The 18,180-nt window shown below is 28.0% G+C and carries 17 protein-coding genes; 14 read left to right on the plus strand and 3 right to left on the minus strand.

What is annotated here, in order from left to right:
• Positions 1–17 precede the first annotated feature (17 nt).
• The gene (gene dnaB / locus BLO14_RS03740; protein ID WP_091973028.1) at positions 18–1,385 is read left to right on the plus strand and encodes a replicative DNA helicase; all 1,368 of its coding nucleotides are present in this window, start codon (positions 18–20) and stop codon (positions 1,383–1,385) included.
• A 10-nt stretch (positions 1,386–1,395) separates the two neighbouring features.
• Here dnaB and BLO14_RS03745 read toward each other — a convergent pair whose 3' ends face one another.
• Positions 1,396–2,760, minus strand: a complete 1,365-nt coding sequence (locus BLO14_RS03745; RefSeq protein ID WP_091973031.1) for a hypothetical protein — start codon at positions 2,758–2,760, stop codon at positions 1,396–1,398.
• A 141-nt stretch (positions 2,761–2,901) separates the two neighbouring features.
• On the opposite strand from BLO14_RS03745, the gene BLO14_RS03750 reads away from it, so the two are divergent.
• From BLO14_RS03750 to BLO14_RS03780, 7 genes are all read left to right on the plus strand, one after another.
• Positions 2,902–4,095 carry an acetyl-CoA C-acyltransferase gene (locus BLO14_RS03750; protein WP_200780498.1) on the plus strand — a complete coding sequence of 398 codons (1,194 nt, stop codon included), beginning with the start codon at positions 2,902–2,904 and terminating at the stop codon, positions 4,093–4,095.
• A 79-nt stretch (positions 4,096–4,174) separates the two neighbouring features.
• Entirely contained in the window at positions 4,175–5,185 is a 1,011-nt protein-coding gene (locus BLO14_RS03755; protein ID WP_091973038.1) for a peptidylprolyl isomerase, read from the plus strand.
• Between the two features lie 37 nt (positions 5,186–5,222).
• The gene (nusB, locus tag BLO14_RS03760) at positions 5,223–5,651 is read left to right on the plus strand and encodes a transcription antitermination factor NusB (RefSeq protein ID WP_091973041.1); all 429 of its coding nucleotides are present in this window, start codon (positions 5,223–5,225) and stop codon (positions 5,649–5,651) included.
• Positions 5,638–7,305, plus strand: a complete 1,668-nt coding sequence (locus BLO14_RS03765) for a tetratricopeptide repeat protein (RefSeq protein ID WP_091973044.1) — start codon at positions 5,638–5,640, stop codon at positions 7,303–7,305. Before nusB ends, BLO14_RS03765 begins: the two co-directional genes overlap by 14 nt.
• On the plus strand, positions 7,298–8,053 hold the full coding sequence (map, locus tag BLO14_RS03770) for a type I methionyl aminopeptidase (RefSeq protein ID WP_091973047.1): 756 nt from the start codon (positions 7,298–7,300) through the stop codon (positions 8,051–8,053). Before BLO14_RS03765 ends, map begins: the two co-directional genes overlap by 8 nt.
• A gap of 64 nt (positions 8,054–8,117) precedes the next feature.
• A complete protein-coding gene (gene htrA, locus BLO14_RS03775; RefSeq protein ID WP_091973050.1) occupies positions 8,118–9,542 on the plus strand; it encodes a DegQ family serine endoprotease HtrA in 1,425 nt (474 codons plus the stop codon).
• 182 nt (positions 9,543–9,724) lie between these two features.
• Positions 9,725–10,318, plus strand: coding sequence for a phosphoribosyltransferase (locus tag BLO14_RS03780; protein ID WP_091973053.1), 594 nt, complete (start codon positions 9,725–9,727; stop codon positions 10,316–10,318).
• Here BLO14_RS03780 and BLO14_RS03785 read toward each other — a convergent pair.
• Complete coding sequence (locus BLO14_RS03785; RefSeq protein ID WP_091973054.1) at positions 10,315–10,839, minus strand: hypothetical protein; 525 nt, start codon at positions 10,837–10,839, stop codon at positions 10,315–10,317. The two genes, BLO14_RS03780 and BLO14_RS03785, sit on opposite strands and share 4 nt — an antisense overlap.
• 21 nt (positions 10,840–10,860) lie before the next feature.
• Positions 10,861–12,249, minus strand: a complete 1,389-nt coding sequence (gene asnS / locus BLO14_RS03790) for an asparagine--tRNA ligase (RefSeq protein WP_091973057.1) — start codon at positions 12,247–12,249, stop codon at positions 10,861–10,863.
• 164 nt (positions 12,250–12,413) lie between these two features.
• Between asnS and murI the strand changes: the two genes are divergently transcribed.
• The 6 genes from murI (at position 12,414) to BLO14_RS03820 (ending at position 18,176) form a co-directional block, all read left to right on the plus strand.
• Complete coding sequence (gene murI, locus BLO14_RS03795) at positions 12,414–13,196, plus strand: glutamate racemase (protein ID WP_091973060.1); 783 nt, start codon at positions 12,414–12,416, stop codon at positions 13,194–13,196.
• Positions 13,193–14,116 (plus strand): ribosome small subunit-dependent GTPase A, encoded by a 924-nt coding sequence (gene rsgA / locus BLO14_RS03800; protein ID WP_091973063.1) that lies wholly within the window; start codon positions 13,193–13,195, stop codon positions 14,114–14,116. Before murI ends, rsgA begins: the two co-directional genes overlap by 4 nt.
• Positions 14,106–16,442 carry an endonuclease MutS2 gene (locus BLO14_RS03805; protein ID WP_091973066.1) on the plus strand — a complete coding sequence of 779 codons (2,337 nt, stop codon included), beginning with the start codon at positions 14,106–14,108 and terminating at the stop codon, positions 16,440–16,442. The genes rsgA and BLO14_RS03805 overlap by 11 nt, the downstream gene beginning before the upstream one ends.
• Positions 16,443–16,447: 5 nt before the next feature.
• Positions 16,448–16,834, plus strand: a complete 387-nt coding sequence (locus BLO14_RS03810; protein ID WP_091973069.1) for a hypothetical protein — start codon at positions 16,448–16,450, stop codon at positions 16,832–16,834.
• A 187-nt stretch (positions 16,835–17,021) separates the two neighbouring features.
• On the plus strand, positions 17,022–17,621 hold the full coding sequence (locus BLO14_RS03815; RefSeq protein ID WP_091973072.1) for a V-type ATP synthase subunit E: 600 nt from the start codon (positions 17,022–17,024) through the stop codon (positions 17,619–17,621).
• A gap of 9 nt (positions 17,622–17,630) precedes the next feature.
• Positions 17,631–18,176, plus strand: a complete 546-nt coding sequence (locus tag BLO14_RS03820; protein WP_091973075.1) for a hypothetical protein — start codon at positions 17,631–17,633, stop codon at positions 18,174–18,176.
• The last annotated feature ends 4 nt before the right edge of the window (positions 18,177–18,180 follow it).

Below are 18,180 nucleotides of genomic sequence, written 5' to 3' on the forward strand. Positions count from 1 at the left end.
GAGGCGAGGTGTAGTTTGTGGCTTTAGCAGCTTTTTCAAATTCTGCACTTCTTTTTAATGATGGTGCAGAAAAAGCGGTAATTTCTAGTATATTTTATAATTCAGATAAGTTAGAGCAAATTGCTTTTCATGTAAGAGCTGATGATTTTTACAATGAAACTCATAAGCTGATTTTCAAAGCAATGGTTTCGCTTTATGAAAAAAGGGAAAATATTGATCCCATTACTGTTTTTGAAGAAGTATCTAAGCATGTTTCAAAAACACAGCTTTTGGTTAAAAAAGATTTAATCAATTTGCCAGATTATTTAGATTCACTTTCAGTTTATTTGCCAACAGATAGAACTATAAATGTTTATGCCAAAATTGTAAAAGAACAGAGTGTTCGTAGAAGCATTTTAAATGTGTCTAAAGAGCTTAATGACTATATAAATGATTCTACAAAAACTATTAATGAAATTGTTGAAGAATCTCAGCAAAAGATTCTTTCAATTGAGTTAGATTATTCTAGTAAAAACCTCTATCATGCTAAAGTTATTGCAGAACGTGTTCATAATGAGATATATGAACGTAGCATGAAGAAAAAGGAAGCAAATTTTGGCATTCCAAGTGGTTTTAGAAAGGTTGATTCTCTTATTGGGGGGTTTAGAAACAGTGATTTTATTATAGTTGGAGCTCGTCCTAGCATTGGTAAAACGGCTTTTGCTTTAAATATTGCGTCTGCTATAGCATTGAGAAAAGAAGGAAAGAAAAAAGTAGGATTTTTTTCTCTTGAAATGACAGCGGATGCTTTAATAAAAAGAATAATATCGTCTCAATCTTGTATTGATAGCTTTAAAGTTCAAAATAGCATTTTATCTGGACAAGAGATAAAATCATTAAATGATATTGTAAATGATATTAGTGATTCTGAGCTTTATATTGAAGATACTCCTAATATTAGCTTGCTAACTTTAGCAACTCAAGCTCGAAAGCTTAAGCGATTTTATGGTATAGATATAATATTTGTTGATTATATCAGTCTGATTTCTTTTGAAACAAAAAATCTTCCAAGGCATGAACAAGTTGCTTCGATTAGCAAATCTCTTAAAGAGCTTGCTAGAGAACTTGAGATTCCTATTATTGCGTTATCTCAGCTTACAAGAGATACAGAGGGGCGTGAACCTAATCTTGCTAGCCTAAGAGAATCAGGAGCATTAGAGCAAGATGCTGATATTGTAATTTTACTTCATAGAGATAAAGATTTTAAATTTGAGTCTTCTGCTGAGATAGAGCCAATAGAAACTAAGGTCATTGTAGCAAAACATAGAAATGGCCCTACAGGTAGGGCGGACATATTATTTTTACCACACATTACTAAGTTTGTTAATAAAGACCATCAGTATTAATTTAATGTTGCTATTTAATAACTATCCCAATTCCTAAATAATTAAAGTTAATAGAATGTTTTTCTAATTTTTTTTCATTTAGATTATAAGCTAGAGGGACATAACTGATTTTTGAATATATTTTGAAAATATATTCTGTGTTATGGTATTTTAGCATTTTGAACAAGAATCCAAATTCATTTTCAATTCCACCTTGAATAATGTTGTTTATTCTTATTGGCCTGAAGATGTTTTTAATATCTTGGTTGTTTTGATTATAGGCAAAAAATAATCCCGAAATGAGATAAGGATTGAATGTATTTTGGGGTAAAAATTCATACATGATGCCCGATGACAATCGATTTGTAAAGCTATTAGTTTCATTATAATTGGTGTAATAATTTGTTTCTATTGAAAAGTAATAGTTAATATTTTCATTTATTTTATAAAATATTGAATTTCTTATTTTAAATGGAATCATGATATCAAATCCAAAGTAAAAATTATTACTTAAAATATTAAATTCATTTTTCAATTCCGATATTTTTGTGTATTCTTCAGGCGTAATGATTATTCCAAATCCTCCAACGCTTAAGAAATTTTCTTTGGTTGAAAAATTTTTAATGTTTAAATTGTTTGTTATGAAAAAGTTTTTAGAGTAAAGTTTATAATTTATTCCAATTCCCGTTTCTGCTTCTTGTATTTTTGAATATGTTTTAAGGCTTTTAATTTGATTTTGAATTTGGGTGTAAAGTTTTATATCAAATCCAATATTTTCATTTTTTAAGGTAATTCCAATACTGTTTTTGATAAAATAATCTGCAAAATAAGATAAATCTATATAATTTTCTAAATTTAAAAAATTCATGTATGAGTAATTTATAGCAAAGCTTAAAAATCCTCTGTAATTGTAGCTATCGTAGCTTTTTATACTTGGAATTGGACGGTGTTGATTTAAAATGAGGTGTATTATACCTTGTGTTAAGCGCCCCCCCCAGTCTCCAAATAATAAGTTTTTAATTCCAACTCCTAAATCTATTTCTCCAAAATTTTTTCCATTAATTAGCAATAAGATTGGAAAGTAATACATAAAACCTATTTCAATTAAGTCTGTTCTGCTAATTAAAGATTTTGGTGAGTCTTTATAGCCTCTAAAAGTTAACATGTGTGCTTCTAAATTCATTATAAAATTGTATTTAGAAGCATAGGTAAAAATTAGAGAACCGCTTCTTAAATCATCAAAAAAATCGCTTAATGAAAATCCAAATCCATCATTTAGTATTTCAAAATAGTATTTGTCAATACCTTCATTTTTGTATTGGATTGCATAATTATAAGAATAAGCTTTTAAAGTAGAAATTATAAATACTATGAAAATTATTTTTTTAAAGTGCATTTTAAGATTATAACATTTTAGTTTATTTATTAAGCAATTCAGGCTAAATGATTTATTTTTATTTAATAAACTTAGTTTTTATAGCGAGCTATTATATTGTATAATTCAATGAAGTTTACTAAGGCTTTAGGAGTGGTTTTGATGAAAAAGGTAGCTATTATTGATGGACTTCGAACACCCAATACCAAGTTCGGAGGTTCTTTTAGGGGTTTGGACATTATTGATGAATCTTCAAAAGTTGTAAAAGCTTTGCTTGAAAGAAATAGGTTATGTGAAGTGGATGAGGTCATTATTGGGAATGTAATATCTTCAGGACTTGGTCAAAATATTGCAAGGCAAATTGCTTTAAAGTCTAGTTTAGGCAATACTGTGCCCGCGTTTAGCGTTAATAAAGTTTGTGGTTCTGGCCTTAAGGCTTTGGAGCTTGCATTTAATTCTATTGTTCTTGGAAACAATGATATTGTTTTAGCCGGAGGAGTAGAAGATCTAACTAATTCTCCTTATTTATTACCCAGGAAGATTAGATTTGGCGGTCTTAAATTTGGTAATTTTGGACTTGAAGATTCAATTCAAAAAGATGCTTTAATAGATTCTCTAAATTTTATTTCCATGGGACTTACAGCAGAAAATCTTTCAGAAAAATATGGAATAACGAGAGAGATGCAAGATGAATTTGCATATAATTCTCATGTAAAGGCATTAAAGGCAAGAGAACTTGGATATTTTGAAGATGAAATTTATCCTTTGACTGTTTTTGACAAAAAGACTAATTCTAGTATAGTTGTCTCAAGTGATGAGGAAATAAGAGATAATTTAACTCTAAATAAACTGGCATCCCTTAATCCTGTTTTTAAAGAATCAGGCACGGTAACCGCTGGAAATTCTTCTAGTTTAAATGATGGGGCTTGTTTTTTAATTTTAGCAAGTGAAGAGAAAGTAAAAAGCTTAGGGGTAAGACCATTAGCTTATATTGGGGGATTTAAAAGTGTGGGGCTTGATCCGCTTTATATGGGTTTTGGAGCTTATATGGCTATTGAAGGCATTATTAGTAAATTAAGTTTAAACCCTAGTGAAATAGATTTGATTGAAATAAATGAAGCATTTGCGGCTCAAGCATTAAGTATTGAAAAAGCCTTGTTTAAAAAATACAATATAACTAGCGATATTATTAATGTAAATGGTGGTGCTATTGCTTTGGGGCATCCGTTTGCAGTTAGTGGTTCAAGAATTTTATTAACACTTTCTCGTTCTATGAAAATTAAGAATAAAACAAAAGGAATAGCGTCTGTTTGTGTTGGCGGTGGACAAGGAATTTCTAGTTTTTTGTATAGATGAAAATGTTTTATTAGCTAGATTTAAATGTAAAATTTTGTTAAATTAGTGGGTAAGTGATTCTTTAATAAGAGGTTATGTTATGAAGAGTTTTTTATTTTTGGTAATATTGGGAACTATGGGGATCAACTCTTTTGCTCAAAATACTCCTATTGCTATTATTAATTTATATAAAAATGAAATTATTACTAAAACCAGTTTTGATTCTAAGGTTGATATATTTAAAAAGACTCAAGGTCGAGATTTGACTAATGCTGAGAAAAAGCAAGTTTTGCAAGTTTTAATAGCAGATGTTCTTTTTAGTCAAGAGGCTTTAAAGCAAGGAATTGAAATTTCAGATGATGAGGTCATGCAAACAATTAGAACTCAATTTGGACTTTTAAATCTTACTGATGAGCAAATCAAGCAGATGATAGAAAAACAAGGTACAAATTGGAACGAGCTTTTGTCTTCAATGAAAAGATCTTTGTCTTCCCAAAAACTTGTTTTAAAGCAAGCTCAGCCTAAATTTTCTGAGGTTAAAACTCCTAGCGAGAAAGAAATTATTGAGTATTATGAGGCTAATAAAACTAGATTTGTAAATCCAGATATTTCAAGAGTTAGTCATGTATTTTTTTCTACTAAGGATAAAAAAAGATCAGATGTTTTAGATCAAGCAAGAAATATTTTAAGCCAAATAAGATCAAAAAAAATTACTTTTGAAGAAGCTGTAAGAAAATATTCTAATGATGAGTCTTCTAAAGCCAAAAATGGCGATCTTGGCTTTTTGTCAAGAGACGATCAAAATGCTCAAAATCTTCTTGGAGCTGATTTTATAAAAGAGGTTTTTAATTTTAATAAGGGCGATATATCTTCTCCTATTGCTTCAAAGGAAGGGTTTCATATTATTAAAGTTACAGAAAAATATGCTCAAAGATTTTTGGGCTTGAATGATAAAGTATCTCCTACTACAGATTTGATTGTCAAAGATGCAATAAGAAATAACATGGTTAATGTTCAGCAACAGCAAATTGTTGTTCAAGTGCAGCAAGATGTGTATGGCAAGCTTAATAAGTCTGCAAATATACAAATCTTGGATTCTAGTCTAAAATAAAACATATTTTTGTTTATATAATTTTGGTATGGATTTAATGCATGAAGTTAGAGTTTTGGCTTTTCAAAAGATTTATAGTATTGACATTAATCAAAGTGCAATGGACGATATTTTTGATATTTTCAATATTGAAGATAAAGGATTGGATATAGAAAATGAATCTGTTAGGTCATTTTACTCTTCTTTGGTAAATGGTACTTTTAATAATTTAGAGCATATTGATAGCTTGATTAGGAATATTTCTTGGAATTGGTCTTTAGATCGAATGGACAAGGTTGATCTTGCAATACTTAGAATGGGCGTTTATTCTTTGAAATTTCAAAATTTTGAAAATTCAAGTCGTGCTGTAATTGATGAGTTGATTTTGATTGCCAAGAAATATGGCAGTAAAAATTCTTACAAATTTATAAATGGCATACTTGATGCTTTGTTGAAAAATATGGAGAATTGTATTGAAAAAAAATAAAACTTTAATATTCATTTTATTATTTTTATTATTGAGTTTTTTAGGTGGTTTTTATTTCTATTTCAATCCTAACATTTTATATTTCTTAAAAGGCGAGAAAGATTTTAGCAAGCTTATTGTAGAAATTGATTTTTATATCGATAAAAAAAAATTTTCGGATGCTAAAAAAGCAATACTATTTTCATCGTATTATGCTAATAATGAATTTAAATGGCTAGCTCTTATTAAAAGAGCCAAGGTTTGGGCTTTAAATACAGGCGACTTCCATCTTATGGGAGATATAGTAAATTTTAGTGTTAAAGTTTTACCAGGCAATTTGAAACTAAGAGCTTTAGAAGTTTATTCTAAGCTTAAAGTTGGATTTTTAAAAGATGCTTATAGAATTGCAAATCAATATCTTTTAAATAGTGAAGAATATTGGGGTCTTTATGAAGAAGTTTTTCTGAAAAATTTAAGTGCAGATAATAAGGTTTTAGATTTTAGAAAATTTATTGATAAAATTTACAGAGAAAAGGATGCTCGTGTTTTTGAAGAGATAGGTTTAAATCTTAAAAATAACGCATTTTTAGTAAATGCAATGCTTTTATATATAGAGAAAAAAAACATGGATGCTGCTAAGCGTATACTTTTTAAAATTAAAGAAGACAAAAACTTTTTCAAAGAGCTTGCATATATTTCGTACAGTCTTAATGATTTAGATTTTACAATTTCCAATCTTAAGTCCATTGAAAATGGAGATGACCCCGCTTTGCTTTTTTTGCTTGCTGATGCTTATTTTAAAAAAGGAGATATTAAGAATTCTAAGAATGAATATTTAAAGCTTTATACAAAATTTCCCGATTATAATGTTCTTGTATATTTGAATCTTGCACTTATAGCTAATAATGAGAATGATTTTAAAAGAGCAATTTCTTATTTAAATAAGGCTAGTGAAGTGTTTAAAGACAATAAGATAATAAATTATTATTTAGCAAATATATACTTTAGAATTAAAAATTATTTTAAGGCTAATGAAATTATAGCTAATTATAAGGAAGATCCTTTATTTTTTAAAATTTATTTTGCATTAAATTATGCAGATTCTGAGTATGAGGCAAAAAAATCTTATTTATGGCGACTATTTTACAAGACAGAGTACAATTCTAGTATTGCTCAATTTTTGGCTTGGAATTTGTTGCTTTATTCAGATTTAAAGGATTTAGATTTATTTTTTAAAATTTATAATTTTTATGAAAATAAACAAGATTGGTATGATTTTTATAAATTTTATTATTATTTCCTTAAAAGAGATTTTATTGGTTCAAAAAGGGTAATTTTTGACAATAAATCTCAAAAATATATGTTTGGAATTTATTATAATCTTGGAGTTTTAAGCTTTTCTGAGAAAAATTATAAAGAAGCAGAAGGATATTTTAATAAAGGAATATCTTTGTTGCCTAGTAGTTTTTACGATAAAGATGCTATTACTCATTATGAGAGTGAGTTTGTATCGAAAATCTACTTAAAACAAGGAATCAATTATCTTTATTTGGGAAAAATGGAAAAAGGCAAAGAATCTATTTTAGCTTCTTATTCTTTTTATGAAACTGATGAAGGAAGGCTTTATAAAAACATGGTAGATACACTTGAAGAAAGGAAGTTGAATTTTGACTAAACTAAGATTGAAATCTAAAGATGAGATTAAAAAAATAAAAGCTTCAGCTAGTTTGTTAGCGCTTACTTTATTAGAAGTTGAGAGAAATATTGTTCCTGGTATTAGCACCAAGGAACTTGATTTGATAGCCTATGATTTTATTATTAAAAATGGAGCTAAACCTGCTTTTAAAGGATATCATGGATTTACGGGTACTATTTGTGCATCTGTTAATGAAGAAGTTATTCACGGTATTCCCGGGAAAAGAAAACTAGCTGACGGGGATATTATTAGTATTGATTGTGGAGTTATTCTTGATGGGTTTTATAGTGATATGGCAAAAACTTTTAAAGTGGGTAGTGTGGATTCTAGTATTGATAAACTTTTAGAAGTTACAAATACTTCTCTTTACAAAGGTATTGCTGAGATGAAAGTAGGAAATAGAATTTTAAATATATCAAAAGCAATAGAAGATTATATAAAACCATTTGGTTTTGGAATAGTTAGAGAATATACGGGGCATGGTGTTGGGTTTCAACTTCACGAAGAGCCAAGTGTTCCAAATTATTATGCTCCTTTTTTTAAAAACATTAGAATTCAAGAGGGTATGGTTTTAGCTATTGAGCCTATGGTAAACTTAAAGGGGCATAAGGTTTCAATAAAAAATGATGGTTGGACTGTTTTTGCATCTGATCTTAGTTATTCTGCGCATTTTGAACATACAGTTGCTGTTGTTGATGGATTGCCTTTAATTTTAAGTGAAGTTTAAATTTTAAATTAATCAAATTAAAATATTAATTTATAAATTAAGTAATTATATGGAGGTTATAAAAGTGGAAAAAAAGTTTTTTTCTGGATTTATTCTCAGTTTTTTGGCTTTGGGTATTGGATTTTTTATTGGAATTCATTATTTAGATTCTAGCAGAAGTAACATTGTTTTTGCAGAAGAAAAAGGTAATACAGTACAAGCTTTACAAGATTCTTTTAGGGAAGTTTCCAAGAAAATTTTACCGTCGTCTGTAGAAGTTCATGTAACAGGGGTGGTTAAGCAGAGTTTTCCTATTCCATTTTTCTTTTTTGATATGCCAGAGTTTGATACTGAGAGAAAAAGTAATTGGGCAGGGTCTGGAGTAATAATTGGTAGAGATTCTCAAAAAAAATCGTTATTTTATGTGATTACAAATAGTCATGTAGTAGATAAGGCAATTGAACTTGAAGTTATATCTTATGATAAGAAAAAGCACAAGGCTAAGTTAATTGGCAAAGATGAAAAAAAAGATATTGCGCTTATTAGCTTTGAAAGTGATGACGCAACTATCAAAGTAGCTGATCTTGGGGATAGTGATAAGCTTGAAATAGGCGATTGGGTTATGGCAGTGGGTAGTCCTTTTCAATTTAGTTTTACGGTTACAGCAGGTATTGTAAGTGGATTGCAGCGCTCTGCAAATCCTAATTTGCAATCAAGGAATTTATTTATTCAAACCGATGCTGCAATCAATAGAGGTAATTCAGGCGGTCCTCTTGTAAATATAAAAGGTGAAGTTATTGGGATTAATGCTTGGATAGCTTCAAATTCTGGTGGAAATATTGGATTAGGTTTTGCAATTCCTGTTAACAATATTAAAGGTACTGTAGATTTTTTCCTTAAAGGTAAAAAAATTGAATCAGCATGGCTTGGGATTTCTTTTTATCCGCTAAAGACAAAAGATTCTGAAGTGCTAAAAAGCTTGGGGGTTGAAGATAATGATGTTTCATCTGCAATTATTGCCTCTCTTTATCCAGGTTCGCCTGCTGTTAAGTCGGGGCTTAGAGCAGGAGACATTATTGTGAAGGTTAATGGGGTTCCTATGAGTGTTTTTCAAGATGTCACATCATATATTAGTGATTTTTATGCTGGAGAGAAAGTAGATGTAGAAATTTTAAGAGGCAATGTCAAAAAAAATATTGAAATTATTCTTGCTGTTAGACCTAAGGATAAAGAACTTTCTTCTTCAAAAATGTTTCCAGGTTTTGTTGTATATCCATTAGTTGAGGACATTAAAGCTCAGCTTAATTTAAGAAATTGGATTAAAGGTGTTGTTGTTGATTATATTGATAAAAATTTAGCATCAAATATTAAGATGAAATCGGGAGATGTAATTCTTTCTGTAAATTCAAAAAGTGTTTCTAATTTAAGAGAATTTTATGATGCTCTCAAGATTGGAAAAAATACTTATAAAATTTTAAGAGGAAACGATTCTTTTGATGTTTCGTTTTAGTAAATTTTAGTTTTGGGCTAAGATCTGATCTTAGCCTTCTTTTTGTTTTATGTATAATTTGCTAAGTTTTGTTTTAGATTGTAATTTTTTTATTTTATATAAATATTTATGGTGTTAATTTGCAAGTAAAATATTTTGATTAAATAAAATTTATTTTTGTTAGGAAGGAATAAGTTTAAATTATGAAAAAATATATTTCTTATGAAGAGATAAGAATTAATGGGTTTAAGCTTGCTTATAAAATTTATAAAGATGGATTTATTCCAGATATTATGTATGTCTCTTTGAGAGGGGGAGCCTATCTTGGTAATATTATTAGCGAATTTTTTAAATTTGTAAAATTAGATAAACCCCTTTTATATGCTGCTGTTGTTGCTAGATCTTATGATATTTTCAATGAGCAAAAAAAGATAATGATAGATGGCTGGACTTATGATCCAAAATATTTAAGGGCAGGCGATAAAGTTTTATTTGTTGATGATATTTTTGATACTGGTCGTACTATTGTTTATTTGAGAGGCGAGGTTTTAAAAAAGGGTATAGAGAGTAAAAATGTTAAAATAGCAGTTTACGATTACAAGGATCATGGGTTTGTAGATTATATTCCTGATTATTATGTTAATAAATATTCCAATCAAGAAGAACTAAATACTTGGATTCATTATGGAAATCATGAACTGACAGGATTAAATGAAAGTGAATATAAGAATAGTTTTGAATATATAGATGATGAGCTTAATGAGATTTTCAAATTTTTGTCAAAAAATAAATCTTAATTATTGTCCTTTATATATTCTATTAAATTGAATCCTTTTGTTTTTAACATTTTAATTATAATTCCCAGATTATCTTTTAATATTGGACCGATTAGCGCATGAGTTTTTTCGGTTTTAACTGGGAATTTAATAGTATTTTTAATTGTTTCAAAGTTATCATTTTTATAGCTAGGATAAACTTTAACATAATGATTTGTTGTGAAATTTCTATCATCTGTAGTTTTTTGATTGATATTATTACTTAAATTTCCGTTAGGGTAATTAATTTTTTTTGATTTTTGTATGTATATGCTGGAATTTATATTTTTTTCATCTTTTGTATCTTTTTTCAAAATTGATTCTTTTTTAGTCTTCTTAAAGTTTGAACTTGAATCGTAAGGCTTAGAATTTTTTTTTATTTTTTTTTCTACGTTCGAAAATAATTCTAATTTATTATTGTTTAATTTTTCATCTTTTGCTGAAAATAATCTTGTTGCAAAAAGAAGGAGTAGTATTAATTTGTAGAATTTTGTTAATCTCATTTTACGGTTCCTTTTTTCTGATTAAAAATAAAGATTTTTAGGAGTTCTTGGGAAGGGTATTGAATCCCTTATATTAGATATTCCTGTTGAGTATTGCACTAATCTTTCAAGTCCAAGTCCAAAGCCAGAATGAGGAGTAGAACCAAATTTTCTTAAATCAAGATACCAGTCTAGATGTTCAATGCTTAGGTTTAATTCTTTTATTCTATTTTCTAATTTTTGCAAGTCATCTTCTCTTTCGCTTCCTCCTATAATCTCTCCAATTCTTGGAACAAGTATGTCCATTCCTTTGACAGTTTTATTGTCTTTGTTTATTTTCATGTAAAATGCTTTGAAATTTTTTGGATAATCAATAATCACCACTGGTTTTTTAAAAGTCTCTTCTGTTAAGTATCTTTCGTGATCTGTTTGCAAATCTATTCCCCAGCAAGGTTTTATTTCAAAATTTTTTTTTGAGCTTTCAAGAATTTCAATTGCTTTGGTATAGGTGATAACTTCAAATTTTGAATTTATCACGTTTTCTAGTTTTTTAATTAAGCCTTTTTCAATGTAATTTTCTAAAAAATCCATATCTTGTGAGCATTCGTTTAAAATTGAACTTAAAATATATTTTAAGAGATCTTCTGCTAGGATAATATTGTCGTTAAGCTTGCAAAAAGCCATTTCTGGTTCTATCATCCAAAATTCTGAGGCGTGACGTGTGGTGTTGGAATTTTCTGCTCGAAATGTTGGGCCGAATGTATATATTTTAGATAAAGCCATTGCATATGCTTCCCCGTGCAATTGACCAGTGACAGAGAGAAAAGCTTCTTTTCCAAAAAAATCATTTTTAAAATCAATGTTGCTAAGCGAATTGTTTGATTCATTGAATTTTAGTGTGGAAACTCTAAACATTTCTCCAGCACCTTCCCCATCATTTGATGTAATTATTGGTGTATTGATATAAAAAAATCCATTTTTTTGGAAATATTCATGAATTTTGTATGAAATTTTATTTCTTACTCTAGCAATAGCTCCAAATGTATTGGTCCTTATTCTTAAATGAGGTATTTCTCTTAAAAACTCAAAAGTATGTCTTTTTTTTTGTAATGGGTAAGTTTTTGGATCTGTTTCTCCGATTATATGAAAACTATGTGTTTTTATTTCATAATTTTGTCCTTTTGCAGGACTCTCTACTAGTAGACCTGTTAATGATATGCTTGCTCCTGTTGTTAGTTTTTTTAGATCTTTTTCATCAAATTGATTTTCTTCTTCGTTTATTATGGCTTGCATTCCTTTAAGCGTTGAGCCATCATTAATTTCTATAAATCCAATCTTGCCATTACTTCTTTTAGTTCTAATCCAGCCGTTTATTGTAACATTGCTGTTTAAAATTGGATTTTTTAAAATATCTTTAATGCTTGCAAACATTTTATTTATCATCCTAAATATTTATTAATATTGCTAAATCAATTTTATTATAGCTTAAAACTTTTTTTTTAAAAAACATTCTATCAATTTTTATTGTTTTAATTCTTGAAATTAACTTTGTTAATATTTATACTTTACCTTTTAGGGGTGATTATTATTTTGTAATGAAAAATTTCAAAGAAGTAATAATTGTTTTTGATTCAGGAATAGGGGGACTTTCTTATTTTAAATATATTAAAAGTAAAATAGAAGGGTGTCAGTATGTTTATGTTGCCGATAATAAAAATTTTCCTTATGGAGAGAAAAGTTCTGAATATCTTTTAGAAGCAGTTTTGTTTTTAATTGAGAAATTTAAAAAAATTTACAATATTGGTGCATTAATTTTGGCTTGCAATACGATTTCTGTTAGCGTATACAATAAATTAAATTTTGTTTTTCCAGTAGTCTATACTTTGCCAGAGGTAAGTTCAGTTTCAGATCTTGCTTTAAAAAGAGTTCTTTTGATTGCGACAAATACTACGATTGAAAGTAAATTTGTTAAGGATCAAGTAAATATGCATGATGATTTAATTGTTAAAGCTGCTGGAGAGCTTGTTAATTTTGTTGAATATGGAAATAAGTACAGAAAAGATGCTCTTAGATGTTTGGAAGCTTTAAAGTTTGAAGTTGTAAACACCGATAGAGAGATTGTTTTTCTTGGATGCACGCATTATTTGCATCTTAAGACAATGATAGAAGATTTTTTAGAAATTCCTGTTTATGAGAATCGTGAATTGGTGACACAAAGTCTTATTAGATTAATGAATTTTTCTGAATATAAATGTAATTATCATAAAAATGATGTTGATTTCGTAGATGAGTTTTATTTAACTGGAAATGAAAATTTGACTTTTTATCAAAATTTTTGCAAAAAATATAATCTCCACTTTAAAGGAACGATAATTTGAATTATCTTGAATTTGAAGTTATTTGGGGAGTTAACAATATATATTCTATTTTAGAACTTGGCAGTAAATTAATTTATGAAGGAGTTTTTAAGGGTAAGGTATTAGAAACGGGTTGTAAGGAGTATAGTCCTTTAGTTCCGGGAGATATAGTCTTAGGGTATATTTATGGCTCTCGTAAGGTATATATTGATAAGCGACTAAGTAGAAAAAATATTCTTTGGCGATATAACAGGAAAGCAGATCTTAGACAGACAATTGTTTCTAATATTGACAATGTTTTGATTGTAAATTCTGCTAATTTTCCTGAGATGAAAAATTTTTTTATTGACAGAGTTCTCGTTGTTGCAGAAGAGCAAAATATTGTTCCTGTTATTGTGATTAATAAAATTGATAAAGGAATAAGTCAAAGGGTTGAAGAATTCTCTGAAATTTATAAGAATTTAGGATACAAAGTTTTAAAAACCTCTGTTAAAACTTTTGAGGGCATTAAAGAAGTAAAAGAGGTTTTGAGAAATTCAAGAACTTCTTTTATTGGCCAATCTGGTGTTGGTAAATCTTCTTTAATAAATTTGATTGATTCAAAAGCTTCTCAATCAGTAAATGAAATTTCACATAAGTATTCTAGAGGAAAACATACTACTGTTTATTCAATATCATTTCATTCTGAGAGCGGGATAATAATTGATACTCCTGGGATAAAGGAGTTTGGAATTGAAACATTATCTTTTGAGAATCTTAAATATTATTTTAAAGAGTTTGAAAATTTTGCTAGTTTTTGTAAATATAAATCCTGCTTACATGTTAGTGAACCTTGTTGCTCTGTTACGAGTTCTTTAGGCAATGGTATTTCTAAGCTCAGGTACGAAAGCTATTTAAAGATTTTGTCAGAGCTTAAAAATTATAAAAATTATGCAAGATAAATATTTAAAAAATATTGATTTTTATGAAATTTTATCTTTAGTGTCTAAATACGTTTCTAATCCAGACACTGTTAATTTACTAAATAATCAAAAAATATTAAAAACAAGAGAAAGTTTAGAGAAAATGTTTTCTTTTGTTAATCTTATTAGAATGCTTTTTGAGAGTTATAAAGGGTATCCAAATTCTTTTATAAGTAGCTTGAAATGCCCCATTTCATTATTATCAAAAGAAAATTCAAGAGTCTCTATTGAAAATTTGAGAGACATTGTAGGGTTTTTAGATGAGGTTTTGAAAATAAATTCATTTTTGCATAAAAATAATGATATCAAGCATCTTAATGTTCATATTTTATCTGATTTATTATTTTTAAGTCCAGAGCTAAAAAATTTGCTTAGTGAATTGAAAGAATATATAGATATTGATGCTCTTGAATTGAAAAGTGGTGTTGTAAAAGAATATGATGCGATTGAATTTGAAATTAAAAATTTAAATAGGCGAGTTGAAAAACAGATAAAAAGAATAATTAGCTTGAATGTAGAATATTTAGCTTCTAATTTTGTTTATTACAAATCTAATAAATATGCTCTTGCTCTTAAGTCTAATTTTAAAGGTAAAATTAAAGGCAATCTTATTTCTGTTTCGTCATCAGGTGAAACATTTTACATTGAACCAAATGATATTATAAATGATAACAATAGATTAAATTATTTGAATTTAGAAAAAAAAAGAATAATTTTAAAAATCTTACAGAATCTTTCCAGTAAAGTTCATAGCAATATTGTTCTTTTAGAGAATCTTTATAATAATTTTTTGTATTATGATTCTTTAAAAGCACGAGCGATTTATGGAATCAAAACTAAAGGGGTATTTCCTGAAATTTCAAATGTATTAAATATTTTCGATGCACATCATCCTTTGTTAAAAGATTCAAAGGCTATAGCTTTTACTCCTGATGAGAATCGTGTTGTAATTATTACTGGTCCTAATGCTGGTGGAAAAACGGTAACTTTAAAGACAATTGGGCTGCTTAGTGCAATGTTTCAATTTGGGATTCCTATTCTTGTTAGTGAGTCTAGCACTTTTAAAATTTTTGATAACATTTTTATTGATATTGGCGATGAGCAATCAATTTCTAATTCTCTTTCAACTTTTTCAAGCCATATGAGTAATATTTCTTTTATTTTAAAACATGCTACAAAAAATAGTCTTGTAATATTTGATGAATTTTGTTCAGGAACAGACATTGACCAAGGGCAGGCGCTTGCCATTTCAATTCTTGAATATTTAATCAATATTGATTCTTATGTTTTAATATCAACTCATTATAATGCTCTTAAATATTTTGCATATACTCATGAGGGTGTTATTAATGCTTCTATGCGGATGGATTTAGAAACAATGCAACCTAATTATGATTTGATTTTTTCTATTCCCGGTGAAAGTTATGCGTTTAATGTTGCTAGTAGGGTTTTGATTGACAGTAGTATCGTAATTCGTGCTAATGAAATTTATTCATCTCAAAAGACAGAAGTTAATAAAATTTTAGAAAGATTAATAGAGAAAGAGAAAGATTTGCTTTTAATTAAAGAAAATATGAATAAGAAATTAATCCAAATTGAATTGCAAAAAAAAGAAGTAGAAAATCTTTATCAAGATCTTTTATTGAAAGAAAAAAATATTGAGATGGAACTTTTAAATGAGCAGAATGAATTTTTAAAAAATTCAAGAAAAGTTTTGGAAAATTTAGTTAGAGAAATAAAAGAAGGTAATATTAATGTTGTAAAGAATAAAGCTTTTATATCAGACTTGGAAAAAAATATAGACTTCAAGTTAAATAAAGTAAATTCTCTCAACAGTAAGAGTAATATAGCGATAGATTTTAAAATAGGAGATATGGTTAGAATAGTTAATTCTAATGTAAAAGGAAAAATAGTTGGAATTTCGAAAAAGAAGATTACCGTTAATGCAGGTACTTTTAATGTTAGTGTTTCCAGCTCAGAGATATCTTTAGAAAACTTTACAGAGCAGAAAAAAGAGGGCAGTAAAAATTTTAGCTTCTCAATTGATTATAGTAAGGAAAACTTGTTGAGTTTCACTGTTGATATTAGGGGTATGAGGTCTTTTGATGCTCTAGACTTTTTGAATAAGAAAATAGATAATATTATATTAAATGGCATTAATAAATTTGAAGTCATCCATGGAAAAGGAGAGGGTCATCTTATGAGAGAAGTTCATAATTTGTTAAAAGAGTTGAAGTTTGTTAAAAAATATTATTTTGCTCATCCTAGTGATGGGGGGGCAGGAAAAACTATAGTTGAGATTTAATTTAAGTGAATATAACGAAGTTTAATGAGTTTGAAAATATATTGTTTCGCATTTGCCTTGATGTTGATTTTGTTCTTGAGGAGGAATTTGGCAATTCTTATGATATTCATCCCAATAGACCTTTTAGGGGTAAGACTGCAAACGGTCTTTTGGATGGTCTTTTTAGCGTTACAACAACTTTTACATTAGGCTATGGATCTAAGTTTGGAAGAGGCTATTTGATTATTATTGAGATATTAACTTTAAGTTTTGTTAATGATGAATTTTGGGATAAGATAAATAAAAAGGGTATTGAAATCTTTAGAGAAGGACTTAGAAATAAATTTCCAAGTAAAGATCTCGATATAGTGCTTGATGGCAATGTTTATAAAATTGTTGGGTCAATTTTTTAATGATTGTATTATTTCCAATAATTGAGAGTAAGTATATTTTTTTGAAGTAGCATTGCTGTGCTAATTTGATATTTCTTATTGATATTGTAATATTTTTGATATTGAAAATTATTGTATGCTTTTTTAAAGTTTTGTTTGCTAATAGGTTTTAAGTTATTATTTTTATGTTATATGATAAGGAGTTTTAATGCAATTTGAAGTAAAGGATCTGATAAATAAAATTAAAAAAGATGGGCTTGAAGAGGCTGAGAGAGTATCTAATGATATTATTTTGAAGGCTAAAAAAGAGGCAGAAGAAATAGTTACTAGAGCAGAAGAAGATGCTAGAGTATTAAAGGTAAAATTAGAAAAAGAAGTTAATGATTATAAATGCCATGCCCTTGAAGCTTCTCGTCAGGCAATCAGAGATTTAATTATTGGTGTTGAGAAGAATCTTAAATCTCTTTTTGAAAATACTTTAAAAGATAACGTAGCAGAAGTTTTTAATGACAATAATTTCTTAGTAGATCTTATAATTAAAATAACGGATTCTTGGGTTAAGGAAGAAAAATTAGTTGTTCAATTAAATGAATCTGATTTTTCTAGCTTAGAGCAGATACTAAGACTAAAACTTGGAAATAAGCTTAAAGAAGGAATAGAGATTAAGCCTTTCAAAGGTACAAGCAAAGGGTTTAAGATTCAAAAAAAGAATATTGGTCTGTATTATGATTTTTCAGTGGAAACTATTGCAGACATTCTTTTTGATTATCTTAATCCAAGATTTAAGGAAGTTATAAAAGTGGTCTAGGAGACTTTTGTGTTGAATTCATATTATTATGTTTTATCTTCTTTGCCTTATATTGATTTAAAATCTTTAAAAAATTATAGCGTTTTAGATTTTTTGAATAATGTCGAAATTTCTTTAAGCAAAAAGGACTTCAATTTTTTAAAAGGGTTGCTAGAATTTAAGGTAGATAAGGGTAAGTCAAGAGTTATTGATCTTTTTTTTGATTTTGAAGATACAATAAGGTATACACTTGCAGCTTTAAGGGCAGAAAAATTGGGGTTGTCCAAGGATTTTTATTTAGAATCTTCTTATTTTTCGAGTTATTATCTGAGTATTTTGAGAAATATTTGTTTGAAAGAAAATTCTTTTGAAATAGAATTAGGCTTTGACCTTCTTAAGTGGCAATTTTTGACTGATCTTGAGGTTGGGCATGAATTTGATTTTGAAAAATTAATAATTTACTTTTTAAAGCTAAGGTTATTTTTAAGGCATAATTTATTTAAAGAAAAATTAGGTATTCAAAATTTTGACAATATTTGTCAAAATTTAATTGATAAAACTAATGAAAAAGTTTAGAAAA

Source organism: Borreliella japonica (genome assembly GCF_900099615.1).
Classification (GTDB): domain Bacteria; phylum Spirochaetota; class Spirochaetia; order Borreliales; family Borreliaceae; genus Borreliella; species Borreliella japonica.